Annotated in this window: 2 protein-coding genes; both read left to right on the plus strand. The window is 74.4% G+C overall.

Going from position 1 to position 16,095, the window contains the following annotated elements:
- Positions 1–43: 43 nt before the first annotated feature.
- Positions 44–9,514, plus strand: a complete 9,471-nt coding sequence (locus AB0M70_RS37365; RefSeq protein ID WP_365827464.1) for an SDR family NAD(P)-dependent oxidoreductase — start codon at positions 44–46, stop codon at positions 9,512–9,514.
- A gap of 2 nt (positions 9,515–9,516) precedes the next feature.
- Positions 9,517–16,095, plus strand: coding sequence for an SDR family NAD(P)-dependent oxidoreductase (locus AB0M70_RS37370; protein ID WP_365827466.1), 6,579 nt, complete (start codon positions 9,517–9,519; stop codon positions 16,093–16,095).

Raw genomic sequence — 16,095 nt, forward strand, 5'->3', positions numbered from 1 at the left:
CGGTTCGAAGTACGACAACGGCACGACAACGGAGGGAGACGAGGTGAGCGTTCGGTCTCCCGAACCCATCGCCGTCGTAGGTCTCGGATGCCGCTTCCCCGGGGGCGTCCGCACCCTGGAAGCGCTCGGTGAGCTGCTCGAATCGGGTGCCGACGCACTGACCGAGGTCCCTCGGGACCGGTGGGGCGAGGCCATCCATGACCCACGGCGTGAGCGGCCGGGCACGGTCGTCAGCCATGTCGGCGGCTTCCTCGACGACATCGACCGGTTCGACGCCGCGTACTTCGGGATCTCGCCCCGCGAGGCCGGACGCGTCGACCCGCAGCAGCGGCTGCTCCTCGAAGTGAGCGCGGAGGCCATGGCCGACGCGGGGCGCCCCCTCGGCCAGTGGCGGGGCAGCCGTACCGCCGTCTTCGTCGGCATGCTCTCCAACGACTACACGCTGCTGCACGCCAAGACCCTCGGCACCGCCGGGATCGGCCAGCACTACGCGAGCGGCGTCGAGGCGAGCTTCGCCGCCGGACGCCTCGCCTACAGCTTCGACCTGCGCGGCCCCGTCGCCACCGTGAGCTCCGCCTGCTCCTCCTCGCTGCTCGCGGTGCACCAGGCCTGCCAGAGCCTGCGCGCGGGCGAGAGCGACACCGCCCTGGCCGGTGGCGTGAACCTCCAGATCACCCCCGACATCAGCGTGTTCATGAGCCAGGTCGGGGCGATCTCGCCGAACGGCCGCTGCCGGCCCTTCGACGCGCGCGCCGACGGGCTCGTGCGCGGCGACGGCTGCGGGATCGTCGTCCTCAAGCGGCTGCGGGACGCGCTCGCCGACCACGACCGCATCCACGCCGTGCTGCGCGGCTCGGCCGTCAACAACGACGGCGGCAGCGCGGGTCTGACCGCGCCCAACGGCGAGGCCCAGTCCGCGGTGCTGCGCGCCGCCCTGACCGCGGCGGACACGTCCGCGGCCGACGTCGACTACGTGGAGGCCCACGGCACCGGCACCCCGCTCGGCGACCTCATCGAACTGGAGGCGCTCAGCGAGGTGTACGGGGCGGGGCGGCGTGATCGTGCGCTGCTCATCGGGTCCCTCAAGGCCGTCATGGGGCACATGGACGCCGCGGCCGGCATCGGCGGGCTGCTCAAGGCCCTGTGGGTGATCCACGCGGGCCGGGTGCCCGCGCAGCCCCACATCGAGAGCCTCAACCCCGCGCTCGACTGGGCCACGGCGGGCATCGCCGTGCCCCTGACGACCACCGACGTGGCCCGCGCGGGCGTTCCGGTGCGGGTGGGCGTGAGCGCCTTCGGCCTGAGCGGCACGAATGTGCACCTGGTCGCCGAGGGGGCTCCGGCTCCGGTCCCGGCCCGCGCTCCCGCAGGGGCGCCGGACGCCCCTCAACCTCCGGCTCCCTACGTCCTGTTGGCGTCGGCCTCCACCCCTGAGGGGCTCGCCACGCAGGTCGCGCTCCTTCGCGAGCAGGTGGCGCGGGAGAACGACCTCGGCGAGCTCGCGGCGTCCGCCGCCACGCGCCGTACCCATGACGCCCACCGGTTCGCGGCGGTGGCCACCGGCCGCAGGGACCTCGTCGACACGCTCGTCGACCCCGACGACCCGCCCCGCGACGCCTGCACGGCGACCGTCGAGGACCCCGACGACCCGCCGCCCGCCGTCTTCGTCTATTCCGGGCAAAGCGGTCACTGGCCCCACATGGCCCTCGATCTGCACGCCGCCGATCCGACCGTGCGAGACGCCCTCGACGAGTGCCATGAGCTCATCCGCGCCCACGCGGGCTGGTCGCTCCTCGACACGCTGCGGGCCACCGACGACCGGCTCGACCGCACCGACCGCGCCCACCCCGCGATCTTCGCGGTGCAGGTCGCGCTGACCCGCTGGCTCGCCGAGCGCGGTCTGACCCCGGCCGCCGTGATCGGCCAGAGCCTCGGCGAGATCACCGCCGCGTACGCCGCGGGCAGCCTCACGCTGCCGGACGCCACCCGGCTGGTGGTCGAGCGGGCGGACATCCTGCACTCGCGGGCCGCGGGCCTCGGCTTCATGTACGCGGTGTCCGCCGGCGCCGACGAGGTGCGCGAACTGCTGGGCGGGGCCTGGCCCCAGGTCGTCGTAGCCCTCGTCAACGGCCCTGACTCGGCGGTCATCTCGGGCCCGGTACCCGACCTCGACGCTGCCGTGGCCGCGCTGCGGGCGGCAGGCCTGCGCTGCAAGCGGCTCAACAGCGAGTACCCGGCGCACAGCCCGGCGCTGAGCGGTTGCGCGGACGCGCTGTTCGAGACGCTGTCGGGTGGGTCTGGGGGATTTGGGGGGTCCGGTGGGTCCGGTGAGGCCGATGGGGCCGATCGGTCCGGTGGGCATGGGGGGCCCGGTCTGTCCGTCGCCGAGCCGACCACTCGTCTGCTGTCCACCGTCGACCCCGCGGACGACCTGCGCCGCCCCGACGCCGCGTACTGGCGGCGCAACCTCGTGGAGCCGGTGCAGCTGTGGCCCGCGATCGAGCGGCTCCTCCGCGAGCGTGACTACGCGCTGGTCGAGATCGCCCCGCACCCCATGCTCGTACGGCCCCTCACCGACGCGGTACGCCGCACCGGCCGCCGCGCACCCGTCACCGGCACGCTGCACCGCGCGGAGCGGGGCCCGGTGGCGCTGCACAAGACGCTGGCCCGGCTGCATGTGGCCGGGGTTCCCGTCGACTGGGACCGGGTCACCGGAAGGCCGCGCCAGTTCCGCACCTTGCCCGTGCCGACCTGGGGCGGCGACCGCCACTGGCTGCCTGGCGTTGAGCGGGGCCACCACGGTTCGGACCCGGGAACTCAGCTCCTGGGTGCGGCGGAGCCGGTACTAAAGGGGACCGTGCCCGCGCAGACAACACCGACAGCACCCTCCGTCCAGAGCGTCACCATCGCCGACCGCGTCGCCGAGGTGATCCGCGCGGTGCTGGACCTGCCGCCGGACCAGCGGCTGTTGCGCCGACGCGGCTTGTTCGAGCAGGGCCTGGACTCTTTGACGGCCGCAGAACTCCGCACCAGGCTCCAGGCCCAGTTCGGAGTGGCCCTCCCGGTACCGATCGTCTTCGAACACCCGACGGTGCAGGACCTGGCGGCGTACTTGGAGACGCAGGCAACTACCGCCCCGCCTGACGCCGACCAGATTGCCGGGCCCGCGGAGACCGACCGCGTCGATGCACCGGCGGTCGAGTCCGCGCCGAGCGCCCGGGGCGCGGCCCGTACCGGCGCTGTGGCGCAGTCGGAGGCCGAGGCGGCCACGACGGTTGCGGCGCCGCTCGCTGGCGAGCCCGCACCGGAGCCCCACTCCGCCGACGCCGCGACGGTCGAGGCGGCACATGCTGCGGAGCCCGCACCGGGCTCCCTCCCCGCCGACGCCGCGACGGCCGCACGCACCGACGCGCCGTTCGCCGAGGCCGCGCCGACGGCCCGGGACGCGACTGGCGCCGCCGCTGAGGCGTGCCCGGAGTATGAGGCGGCCGCGACGGCCAGGACGGACGAGGCCGCACGTGCTGCCGGCTCCGCTCCGGAGCCCGCCCCCGCAGACTCCGCGATGGCCGACCGCGCCGACGCACCGTTCGCAAAGGCCGCACCGACCACCCTGGCTGGGACCCACCCCGCCGCTGAGCCGCAGCCGGAAGACGAGCCGGTCGCGAGGGCCGCGATGGCCGACCGCATCGACGCGCCGGCCGCCGAGTCCGCGTCGGCGGCCCGCGTCGCGACCCGCCCCGTCGGCGAGCCGCAGCCGGAAGCCGAGCCGGTCGACAGGGCCGCGGTGGCCGACCGCATCGACGCACCGGCCGCCGAGTCCGCGTCGGCGGCCCGCGTTGCGACCCGCCCCGCCGCTGAGGCGCAGCCGGAAGCCGAGGCGGTCGCGAGGGCCGCGATGGCCGACCGCATCGACGCACTGGCCGCCGAGTCCGCGCCGACGGCCCGCGTCGCGACCCACCCCGTCGCTGAGCCGCAGCCGGTAGCCGAGACGCCCGAGGCTGCCCGCACCGCCGAGCCCGCACCGGACACCGCCCCTGCCGGCAGCGATGCCCCCGTCGGCGACTCCATCGCCGTGATCGGTGTCGCCTGTCGGCTGCCCGGGGCCAGTACCCCCGATGCGTACTGGGATCTTCTTGCCCGCGGGCGGCACGCCATCGGGAACCTGCCTGCTCGGCGGCGTGAGGATCCTGTGTGGGATGAGGTCGGGGGGGATCTGCCCACCCGTGGTGGATACCTCGACGACATCGCCGGGTTCGACGCGCCCTTCTTCCGGATCTCGCCCCGCGAGGCCAAGTCCCTCGACCCGCAGCAGCGGTTGTTCCTCGAGGTCGCCTGGGAAGCCCTGGAGGACGGCGGTTGCCGGCCGCGCGATCTGGAGGGGAGCCGCGTCGGGGTGTACGTCGGCTTGGAGACCGCCGACTACCAGCAGATGCTCACCCGCGACATGGCTGACGTGAACCTCTACTACGGCACCGGCACCTCCTTCGCCGCGACACCCGGCCGGCTGTCGTACTTCCTCGGGCTGCGTGGCCCGAGCATGGCCGTCGACACCGCCTGCTCCGCATCCCTCACCGCCGTGCACCTGGCCTGTCAGGGCCTGCTCGGCGGGGACTGCGAGGTCGCCGTGGTGGGCGGCGCCAACGTGATCGCCGCGCCCACCGTCCTCGTGGCCATGAACGGTGAGGGCGGCGCCCTCGCCCCCGACGGCCACTGCAAGGCCTTCGACGACGGCGCCGACGGCCTCGGCTGGGGCGAAGGCGCGGCCGCGCTCGTCCTCAAGCCCCTGGCCGCCGCCGAACGCGACGGCGACCGTGTCTACTCCGTGCTGCGCGCCAGCGCGATCAACCAGGACGGGGCCAGCGGGGGCCTGACCGTACCCAGCGGCGCCGCCCAGGTGGCCGTCGTACGGGAGGCGCTCGACCGGGCGGGCTGGCAGCCCCACGAGGTCGACTACGTGGAGGCCCACGGCACCGGCACCCGCATCGGCGACCCCATCGAAGTCCGGGCCCTGGCCGAGGCGTTCGGCCCCGGAAGGGGAGAAGCGGAACCGCTGCTCATCGGGTCCGTGAAGGCCAACATCGGGCACCTCGCCCCGGCCGCCGGCATCGCCGGACTCCTGAAAGTCGTCCTCGCCCTGCACCACGGCACCATCCCGCCGCACCGCCTGAACCGGCTCACCACCCGGGTCGACTGGGACACCATGCCCCTCGCCGTGCCGACCGCACCGCGCGACTGGCCGGCGCGACCGCGCCCGGCCCGCGCCGGGGTCAGCTCCTTCGGGCTCGCGGGCAGCAACGCCCACGTCCTGGTGGAAGCCGCTCCGCGCCCGCCGTCCGCGCGCGCCGATGCCGGTGCCGACTCCGGCGCCCCGTACGTCCTGCCCGTCACCGCGGCCACCGCGTCCGCCCTGCCCGAAGCCGCCCGCCGCATGGCGCGCCGCCTGCGGGACCTCGACCCGGAAGCCGTCGACGCGCTCGTGTTCACGGCGGCCCACCGCCGCTCCCTCCTGGAACACCGGCTCGCGGTGGTCGGTGACCGTGGCGAGATGATCGCCGCGCTCGAAGCGGCCGCCGCGGGCCGTACGGCACCGAACCTGCGCACCGGTCACGTGACGGGGGAGGCGGCTCGGTCCGTCACCTTCTGGTACGCCGGTCAGGCCCCGGACGCCTCCGTGTGCGCCGCCCTGGAGAAGCAGCCCGCCTACGCCCGCGCCCTTGACCGGGCGAGCGAGGCCGTCGGTGAACGCGGGCTGCTCGCGCACCACATCGCCGCCACGCACCTCTGGTCGACGTTCGGCGTCGTCGCGCACAGCAACGCAGGGGAGGGCGTCGGGCAGGTCAGCGCCGACTGGGCGGCCGGTCGTCTGACACCTGCCGAGGCCGCGCAGGCCTGGGCCGAGCGCGGCGCCGGTCCCGGTGAGGCGTCGGCGGCCGTACCGCCGGACGCTCTCCCGGTCCACCCCGAGGTGCCGGACCCCGCCACCACGGACGCCCCCGACCCCGTACGGCAAATGGCGCTCGTGGCGGCGGAGCTCTACGTCAGCGGATACGAGCCGCCCGCCCGCCTTCCTGCCCGCCTTCCCGCCCGCCTTCCCGCGCGCGGACGCACGGTGAGCCTCCCCGTCTACCCATGGGAGCGTCGCAGCTACTGGTACCGGGACGCGGCAGCCCTCACACCCTGCGTCCTCTCCGCCACCTCGGCTGAGGAACTGCGCGACAAGGCGCGGGAGTTGAGCGCATACCTACACGCCGAACCCGCTGCCGCCCTAGCCGGTGTCGGTTCCGCGCTCGCGGCTCTTCCCCCGGCACCGCATCGCGCCGTGCTGTTCGCCGACCGTCGGGAGGAGCTGCTCAAGGGGCTCGCCGCGGTCGCCGCGGGGCGCGAGACCCGTCGGACCGTCGTCGGGTCCGCCCGCTCCACCGCCACGGACCCCGTGTTCGTGTTTCCCGGGCAGGGGTCTCAGTGGCGGGGGATGGCGCGGGAGTTGTTGGAGAGTTCGCCGGTGTTCGCGGAGTCGGTGGCCGCGTGTGCGGCGGTGATCGAGCCGTTGACCGGTTGGTCGGTGGTGGAGGTTCTCGGGCGGGAGGAGGACGGCTGGCTGGAGCGTATCGATGTGTTGCAGCCGGTGATGTTCGCGGTGCAGGTGTCGTTGGCGCGGTTGTGGCAGGCGTGTGGGGTGCGTCCCGCGGCAGTGATCGGGCATTCGCAGGGGGAGGTCGCCGCGGCCTGCGTGTCCGGGGCGCTGTCCCTCGAAGACGCCGCACGCGTCATGGTCCTGCGCAGCCGCATCCTTGCGCAGGAGCTCGCGGGCAAGGGCGCGATGGCGTCCGTGGGCCTCCCGGCAGATCAAGTGCGGGATCGTATCGCCCAGTTCGGATTCGACGAGGGCGACGCCGTCGTCGTCGCCGGCTTCAACGGCCCCTCCTCCACCGTGATCTCGGGCGAACGAGCGGCAGTGGAGGAGCTGGTGGCCGCCTGCGTCGCCGATGGACTCCAGGCCCGCGTCGTGCCGGTGACCTACGCGTCCCACTCGCCGCAGGTCGAACGGCTGCAAGGAACCCTGCTCGACGCACTGGACGGCATCCAGGGCGGCCGAGCGGACGTCCCCTTCTACTCGACCGTGACCGGAGAGGCCGTGGACACCCGGGAGTTGACCGCCGCGTACTGGTACCGGAACGCCCGCCAACCGGTCAACTTCGAAGGTGGCGTACGGAGCCTGCTGGAGGCAGGGCACGAGACGTTCATCGAGATCAGCACCCACCCCGTCGTCCTTCCCGGCATCGAGCAGACCGTGGACGAGGTCGGATCGCCCGCCGTGGCCCTGGGCACCCTGCGCCGCAAGGACGGCAGCCTGTTCAGGTTCCGTACCGCCCTGGCCCAGGCCTGGGTACGGGGCGTGTCCGTCGACTGGCGTGCCCTGACCCCCGCCCCCGCCACGGCCGTCGACCTGCCCGACCTCGCCGCCGCACCGGCCGGCACGCAGGCGGACCCCGCCGACACCGAGTTCTGGGACCTCGTGGAGCGCGCCGACGCCGGAGAGCTCGCGGGCACCCTGCGGCTTGACGGCGAGGCCGCGCAGGCCCTGGCGGCGGCCCTGCCCGCGCTCTCGGCCTGGCGCCGCGGACGCCACGCGGACGCCGTGCTCGACACCTGGCGCTACACCGTCGAGTGGCAGCCCCTGCCCGCGCCCGCAGCACTCCAACTGGGCGGCCCCTGGCTGCTCGTGGTGCCGTCCGCCTGCGTGGAGCACCCCTGGGTGGCCCGTTGCGCCGAGGTGCTCGGCGCCCACGGAGCCGACGTACGCCAGGTGGTCCTCGACGCCGCCGACGCGCACCGGGAGGCCTTCGCCAAGCAGCTGCGGGCGGCCACCGAGGAGACCGAGCCCGCCGGGGTGCTCTCCCTGCTCGCATTGGACGAGGAAGCACACCGCCGCCACAAGGAGCTCACCGCGGGCGCGGCCGCCGCGGTCACCCTGCTCCAGGCGCTCGACGACCTCGCGAGCGACGCCCCGGTGTGGTGGGCGACCACCCGGGCCGTCTCCGTCGGCGAGTCCGACCCGCCGGCCCACCCACGGCAGGCGCACGTCCTCGGCACCAGCCGGGTCGCCCTGCTGGAGAACCCGCGGCGCAAGGGCGGCCAGATCGACCTGCCCGAGGAAGCCGACGAAACGGCCGGACGACTCCTCGCCGCCGCGCTCGCCACGGACGACGACGAGAGTGAATTCGCCGTACGCGGTGACCAGTTGCACCGCAGGCGTCTGGTGCGCGCTCCGCTCGCCGGGCGTGCGCCCGTCCGTCGCTGGCATCCGCGCGGCACCGCCCTGGTCACCGGAGGCACCGGCGGAATCGGCGCTCAAGTCGCCCGCTGGCTCGCCCACAACGGCGCCGAGCACCTGCTGCTCCTGAGCAGGAGCGGCCCCACGGCCGCGGGCGCCGCCGACCTGGAGGCCGAACTCAGCGCGCTCGGCGTCCAGGTGACGATCGCCGCCTGCGACGTGGCGGACCCCACGCAACTGGCAGCCGTGCTCGCCACCGTCCCCGCCGCGCACCCGGTCACGTCGGTGTTCCACACGGCGGGCCTCAAGGGCTCCCGGGACACCGTGTCCGTGGCCGAACTCGCCGAATACGTCGACGTGTTCGCCGCCAAGGTGGAGGGTGCCCGCAACTTGCGCGCCCTGCTCGACGGCCCCTCCCTGGACGCGTTCGTGCTGTTCTCCTCGACCGTGGGCGTGTGGGGCGGCGGCCAGCAGGGCGCGTACGTCGCGGCCAACGCGTATCTCAACGCGCTCGCCGAGGAGCTGCGCGCCGAGGGCACGTCGGCCACCGCCGTCGCCTGGAGCGCCTGGGACGGGCCCGGCATGTCCAGCGGCGCCGCCGAGCACCTCGCCGAACGCGGCGTACGCCTGATGGACCCCGACCTCGCCCTGCGGGCCCTGCGGCAGATCCTCGACCACGACGACACGTTCATCACCGTCGCCGACAACGACTGGGAGCGCTTCGCCGAGGTCTTCGGCGCCGCCCGCCGCCGCCCGCTCATCGGCGACCTGCCCGAGGTGCGTCGCGTCTGGGAACCGGAGGCCGCCGACGACTCCACCGCGGAGGCCCCCTTGGTCCGCAGGCTCGCCGGGCTCACTCCGGCGCAGCGGGAGAACGCGCTCCTGGAGGAGGTGTGCGCCCAGGTCGCGGCCGTCCTGCAGTACCCCGCGACCCAGAGCGTCGACGCGGAGCAGCCCTTCAAGGGCATCGGCTTCGACTCGCTCACCGGCATCGAGCTGCGCAACCGGCTCAACACCGCCACCGGTCTGCGCCTGCCCGCCACGCTCATCTTCGACCACCCGACACCGGCCGCCGTCGCCGCCCTCCTCGACACCCGTCTGGCCCCCGAGCCCGCGGACACCCCGCAGCCGCCCGGCGACACGCGGGAGACCCGTGAACGCGACGAAGCCGCCGCCATCGCGGAGATGACCCTTGACGACCTCATCCAGCTCACGCACCGCCCCCAGGAACGGAGTTGACGATGCCCGCATCAACCGAGGAGATCGTCGAGGCACTGCGCTCCGCGCTGACGGAGAACCAGCGGCTGCGCACCTTGAACGAGGAACTGGCCGACGAGGCGGGCGCGGCCCGCGAACCGCTCGCCGTCGTCTCCATGGCCTGCCGTTTCCCCGGCGGCATCACCGACCCCGACACCCTGTGGGACCTCGTGGCCACGGGCCGAGACGGCATCGGTGACCTGCCACGGGACCGGGGCTGGGACATCGAGGGCCTGTACGACCCCAACCCCGACCGCCCCGGCAAGACGTACGGCCGCGCGGGCGGCTTCGTCGACGACGTGGCGGGCTTCGACGCGGAGTTCTTCGGGATCTCGCCGCGCGAGGCCCTGGCGATGGATCCGCAGCAGCGCATCCTGCTCGAAGTCGCCTGGGAGGCCCTGGAGCGCGCGGGCATCGAGGCGGGAACGCTGCGCGGCAGCCGTACCGGCGTCTTCGTCGGCGCCTCCGACTCCGGCTACCTGCCCGACCTCACCGACGTGCCGCCCGACGCGGAGGGGTACGCCGTCACCGGCAACACCCTCAGCGTCGTCTCCGGCCGCCTCTCCTACGTCCTCGGTCTCGAAGGCCCGTCGTTCACCGTCGACACCGCGTGCTCGTCGTCCCTGGTCGCCCTGCACCTGGGCGCCAGGGCCCTGGCGCGCGGCGAGTGCACCATGGCGCTGGTGGGCGGCGCCACCGTGATGGCGCAGCCCGCCCAGTTCATCGAGTTCTCCCGGCAGCGGGCGCTGGCCACCGACGGCCGCAGCAAGGCCTTCTCGGCGGCGGCCGACGGATTCGGACCCGGCGAGGGCGTCGGCCTGCTCGTCCTGGAGCGGCTCTCCGACGCCCGCCGCCACGGCCACACCGTCCTCGCGGTGCTCCGCGGCTCCGCCGTCAACCAGGACGGTGCGAGCAACGGCCTCACCGCCCCGAACGGGCCCTCCCAGCAGCGCGTGATGAGCCAGGCCCTCGCGGACGCCGGCCTCACCCCCGCCGACGTCGACGTGGTCGAGGCGCACGGCACCGGCACCACCCTCGGCGACCCCATCGAGGCGCAGGCACTCCTGGCCACGTACGGCACGGCGCACACCAAGGACCGGCCGCTGTGGCTCGGCTCGGTCAAGTCCAACATCGGCCACGCCCAGGCCGCCGCCGGTGTCGCCGGAGTCATCAAGATGGTGATGGCCCTGCGCCACGGAATCCTGCCGCCCACCCTGCACGCCGACGAGCCGACCCCGCACGTCGACTGGGAGCCGGGCACCGTGCGTCTGCTCGACCGGGCCCGCCCCTGGCCCGGCGCCGAAGGGGTGCGCCGCGCCGCCGTCTCGTCGTTCGGCATCAGCGGCACCAACGCCCACGTCATCCTCGAAGAGGCACCCGCCGAAGCCCCGCAGGACGACACCACGGCGGCCCCCGCGCCTGCGCTGCCCTCCGTCCTGCCGTACGTCGTCTCGGGCGTCGGCGCCGACGGCCTCGACGGACAGGGCGAACGCCTCGCCGGGCACGTGGCCGCCCTCCGGGCCGACGGTCTACCCGGACTCGGCGCGACCCTCGCCCGGCGCACCCCGCTCTCGCACCGGGCCGTGGTGATCGCCGACGGCCCCGAGGAACTGGCCACCGGACTCGGCTCGCTCGGCGACGAGCGCACCCCCCGGCACGTGGTGCGCGGCACCGCACGCGCCCAGGGCGGCCGCGCCGCCAGGGTCGCCTTCGTCTTCCCCGGCCAGGGCACCCACTGGCGGGGCATGGCACGCGAACTCCTCGACACCGCACCGGTCTTCGCCACGGCCGTCGAGGAGTGCGACAGCACCGTGCGCGCGCTCACCGGCTGGTCGGTGGTGGAGCTGCTGCGCGGCGACGACGAGAGCTGGCAGGAGCGCATCGACCAACTGCAGCCCGTCCTCTTCGCCGTCCAAGTGGCCCTGGCCCGGCTCTGGGAGGCCCACGGAGTGCGGCCCGCCGCCGTGGTCGGCCACTCCCAGGGAGAGGTCGCCGCGGCCTGCGTGGCCGGGGCGCTGACCGTCGAACAGGGCGCCCGCGTCGTCGTCGTACGCAGCGGCCTGTTCGCGCGGGCGCTGACCGGCAAGGGAGCGGTGGCGACGGTGTCGCTGACCGCCGAGCGGGTCACCGAGCGCCTCGCGGGCCTGCCCGGCGACCTCACGGTCGCCGGCCGCAACGCGCCCCGTCAGACCATGGTGTCCGGCGACCGCGCCGCCGTGGAGGCCCTCGTCGCGGGCTGCGTCGAGGACGGCATCCGCGCCCGCGTCATCCCCGTGTCCGTCGCCTCGCACTCCGTGCAGGTCGAGCAGATCCGCGACGAACTGCTCAACGCTCTCGGCGACATCAGGCCCGGCCCGGCCACCGTTCCCTTCTACTCCACGGTCACCGGCGACCTCCTGGACCCGGGCGAGCTCACCGCCGCGTACTGGTACCGCAACGGCCGCGAACCGGTGGACTTCGAGGCCGCCGTCCGCAGCCTGCTGCGCGACGGCCACCGCGTCCTCGTCGAGAACAGCGCCCACCCGGTCCTCACCATCGGCATCGAGGAGACCGCCCACGCCCTGAACGCCGAGGTCACGGCCGTCGGCACCCTGCGCACCGGCAAGGGCGGACTGCGTCAGTTCTTCACCTCGCTCGCCGCGGCCTGGGTGGCGGGAACCCCGGTGGACTGGACGGCCCCCTACCAGGGCGTCAGCCCCGCACCGGCCCCCACCTACGCCTTCCGGCACGACCGCTACTGGCTCGGCACCAGGGCCCGCGCCACGGACGCCTCCGCACTCGGCGTGACCGCGACCGGCCACCCCCTGATCGCGGCAGCCGTCGAACAGGCGGACAGCGGACGGGTGTTGCTCACCGGGCGCCTCTCGCTGAGCACCCACCCGTGGCTCGCCGACCACGCGGCCGCGGGTGTGGTCCTGCTGCCCGGCACCGGCTACATCGAGCTCGCCCTGCGGGCAGCCGACGAAGCGGGCTGCGCCTGCGTCGAGGAGCTGACGCTGCAGGCACCGATGGTGCTGCCCGAGACGGGCGACGTGCGGGTCCAGGTGGCGGCGGAGCCCGCGGACGACGAGGGACGCCGGGCCTTCTCGGTGCACTCCCGGACAGGCGACGGCGGCTGGCTGCGCCACGCGACGGGCGTACTCGGCGACACCACCGAGGCTCCCTCCGCGGATCTCGGCGTATGGCCCCCCGCCGGAGCGGAGCCTCTCGAAGTCGGCGACATCTACGGTGAGTTGACGGCCCGCGGTTACGGCTACGGCGACACCTTCCAGGGCCTGACCACCCTGTGGAAACTCGGTGACGACGTCCTCGCCGAGGTACGCCTCCCCGAGGGCGCCCGTGACGAGGCCGCGGCCTTCGGCGTGCACCCCGCCCTTCTCGACGCCGCCATGCAGGCGGCGCTCGTGGGCGGTGCCGCCCCCGACGGGCTGTGGCTGCCGTTTGCCTGGAACGGTGTGCGCCTGCATGCCGCGGGGGCCACCGACCTGCGCGTACGCATCTCACCGAGCGGCGTGGGCGCCGTCCGCGTCGACGTCGCCGACCCCACGGGCCGGCCCGTCCTGCACATCGACTCCTCGGTCGCCCGCCCCGTCACCGCCCAACAGCTGCGTGCCCACCAGAACCCCGCCGCGGACGCCCTGTTCGAGATCGACTGGACGCCCGACACCACGCCCCCGGCCGCCTCTCTCGGAGCGACGTGGGCCGTGCTCGGCACCGACCCGCTCGCCGCCGCCGAGACCCTGACGGCAGGCGGCGCACGCGTACGGAGCCACACGGACATCGCGGAACTGACGGCAGCCATCGACGCAGGCGAACCGGCACCGCGCGGCGCCGTGCTCACCTGCGCCGCGCCCGACGCCGACGACATCCCCGCGCGGGCCCGCCGGCTGCTGCTCGACGTGCTCGGCACCCTGCGGGGCTGGCTCGCCGACGAGCGCCTCGCGGACACCCGGCTCGTCGTGCTGACGCGCGGCGCGATCGCGGTCACCGCCGATGACGGCGTCACCGACCTGGCGGCCGCCCCGCTGTGGGGTCTGATCCGTTCCGCGCAGGCCGAGCACCCCGGCCGGTTCGTGCTCATCGACGCCGACCCCGGCGAGGACCGCGCGCCGAGGCCCGCCCTGGCCCGCGCCCTCGATGCCGACGAGCCCCAACTGGCCTGGCGCGGCGGCGAACTGCTGATGCCGCGGCTCGCCCGCGTCGGCAGCGACGGCGGCCTCGTGCCGCCGCCGGGCCGGACGGACTGGCGGGTCGAGTCCGGCGGCCACGGCACGCTCGCCGACCTCGCCCTGGTCTCCCGCCCGGAGACGCACACACCGCTGCGGCCGGGCGAGGTGCGGCTCGCCGTGCGCGCGGCGGGCATCAACTTCCGCGACGTCGTCGTGGGCCTCGGCATGGTCGCCGACCACGAGGGCATCGGCGGCGAGGCCGCGGGCGTCGTCCTGGAGACCGGCCCCGATGTCACGGACCTCGCCGTCGGCGACCGCGTCATGGGCGTGATGCCCGGCGCGTTCAGCCCCGTCGTGGTGGTCGACCGCCGCTTCCTCGTCCGTATGCCGGATGACTGGACCTTCGAACAGGCCGCATCGGTCCCCGCCGCCTTCCTGACGGCGTACTACGGCCTGGTGGATCTGGCGGGTCTGCGCGAGGGCGAGACGGTCCTGGTGCACGCGGCGACCGGCGGCGTCGGCATGGCCGCCGTACAACTGGCACGGCATCTCGGCGCCCGCGTCCTGGTCACGGCCAGCCCTCAAAAGTGGGGTGTGCTGCGGGAGTTGGGCTTCGAGGAGAGTGAGATCGCTTCGAGCCGGTCGTTGGAGTTCGAGGAGAAGTTCCTCGGGGTGACCGACGGGCGCGGGGTGGATGTGGTCCTGGACTCCCTCGCGGGTGAGTTCGTGGACGCATCCCTGAGGCTGCTGCCACGCGGCGGCCGCTTCATCGAGATGGGCAAGACCGACATCCGTGACGCCGGCCAAGTGGCCACCGACCACCCCGGTGTCACGTACCGCGCCTTCGACGGCCGCGACGCGGGCCCGGACCGCTTGGGCGCCACGCTGGCGGAGATCGTGGGGTTGTTCGAGGCGGGAGTCCTTAGCCCTCTGCCGGTGCGGGTGTGGGATGTGCGGCGGGCGCCTGAGGCGTTGCGGTTCATGAGTCAGGCGCGGCATGTGGGCAAGTTGGTGTTGCGGATGCCGGGTGGCTGGGACCGGGACGGGAGTGTTCTGGTCACGGGCGGTACGGGTGTCCTGGGTGGTCTGGTGGCGCGGCGTCTGGTGGTGGAGCACGGCGTACGGCATGTGATCCTGGCCGGCCGGCGTGGTGACCGGGCCGAGGGCGCCAAGGAGCTGGCGGAGGAGCTTTCGGGCCTCGGTGCGCGGGTGAGTGTGGCGGCCTGTGATGTCGCCGACCGTGCGGCGCTGGACGAGCTGATCGCCGCCATCCCCAAGGAGTTCCCGCTGCGAGGGGTTGTGCATGCAGCGGGTGTGCTGGACGACGGACTGATCGGGTCGTTGACGCCTGAGCAGTTCGAGCGGGTACTGCGTCCCAAGGTGGACGCCGCGGTCAACCTCCACGAGGCCACCCGGCACCTCGACCTCACCGCCTTCGTCCTCTTCTCCGCAGGAGCGGGAGTGATGGGCATGCCGGGCCAGGGCAATTACGCCGCGGCCAACGTGTTCCTGGACGCGCTCGCCGCCCACCGCCGCGCCCAGGGCCTGCCCGCCGTCTCCCTGGCCTGGGGGTTCTGGGAGCAGGTCAGCGGCATGTCCGCCCATATCGGCGGCGAAGGCCGGGCCCGGCTCGGGCGCGACGGGGTCCTGCCCATGCCGACCGACCTGGCCCTCGACATGTTCGACGTCGGGTCCGCCGTCGACCGGTCCCTGCTGCTCGCCGCCCGCGTCGACCTGGCGCGCCTGCGCGAGCTCGCCGACTCGGGCGTCCTGCCGTCGCTGTGGCGTGGCCTCGTACGAGCCTCCGCCCGGCCCGCGGCCGGTACCGCCGCCGACTCCGGCTCGCTGGCGCGCCGTCTCGCCGACACCCCCGAGACGGAACGGCACCGCCTCCTCGTCGGCCTGGTCCGCGACCACACAGCCGCCGTACTCGGCAGGAACACGGCCACGGACATCGACTCCGAGCAGCCGTTCAAGGAGCTGGGCCTGGACTCGCTCACCGCGGTCGAACTGCGCAACCGCCTGAACGCGGCCACCGGCCTGCGCCTGCCCGCCACCCTCGTCTTCGACCACCCCACGCCCGCCGCCATCGCCGCCCACCTCCTGACCGCACTCGACCCGGCGAGCGGGACACCGGCCACACCGCAGGTCTACGAGGACCTCGGCCGTCTCGACGCCGCCCTCGCGGAGCTGCCGGCCGACGACGAACTGCGCCACGACATCGCCCTGCGCCTCACCGCCATGCAGCACGCGCTGACGGGCAAGGCGGCGGCCGGGGACGACTCCTCCGACGCCACCACCTCCGACACCGTGCTGACCCGGCTGGAGTCGGCGACGGCCGCCGAGGTCCTCGACTTCATCGACAACGAGCTCGGCCAGAACCAGGACCGGTGA

The sequence above is a fragment of the Streptomyces sp. NPDC051214 genome (genome assembly GCF_040682375.1).
Classification (GTDB): domain Bacteria; phylum Actinomycetota; class Actinomycetes; order Streptomycetales; family Streptomycetaceae; genus Streptomyces.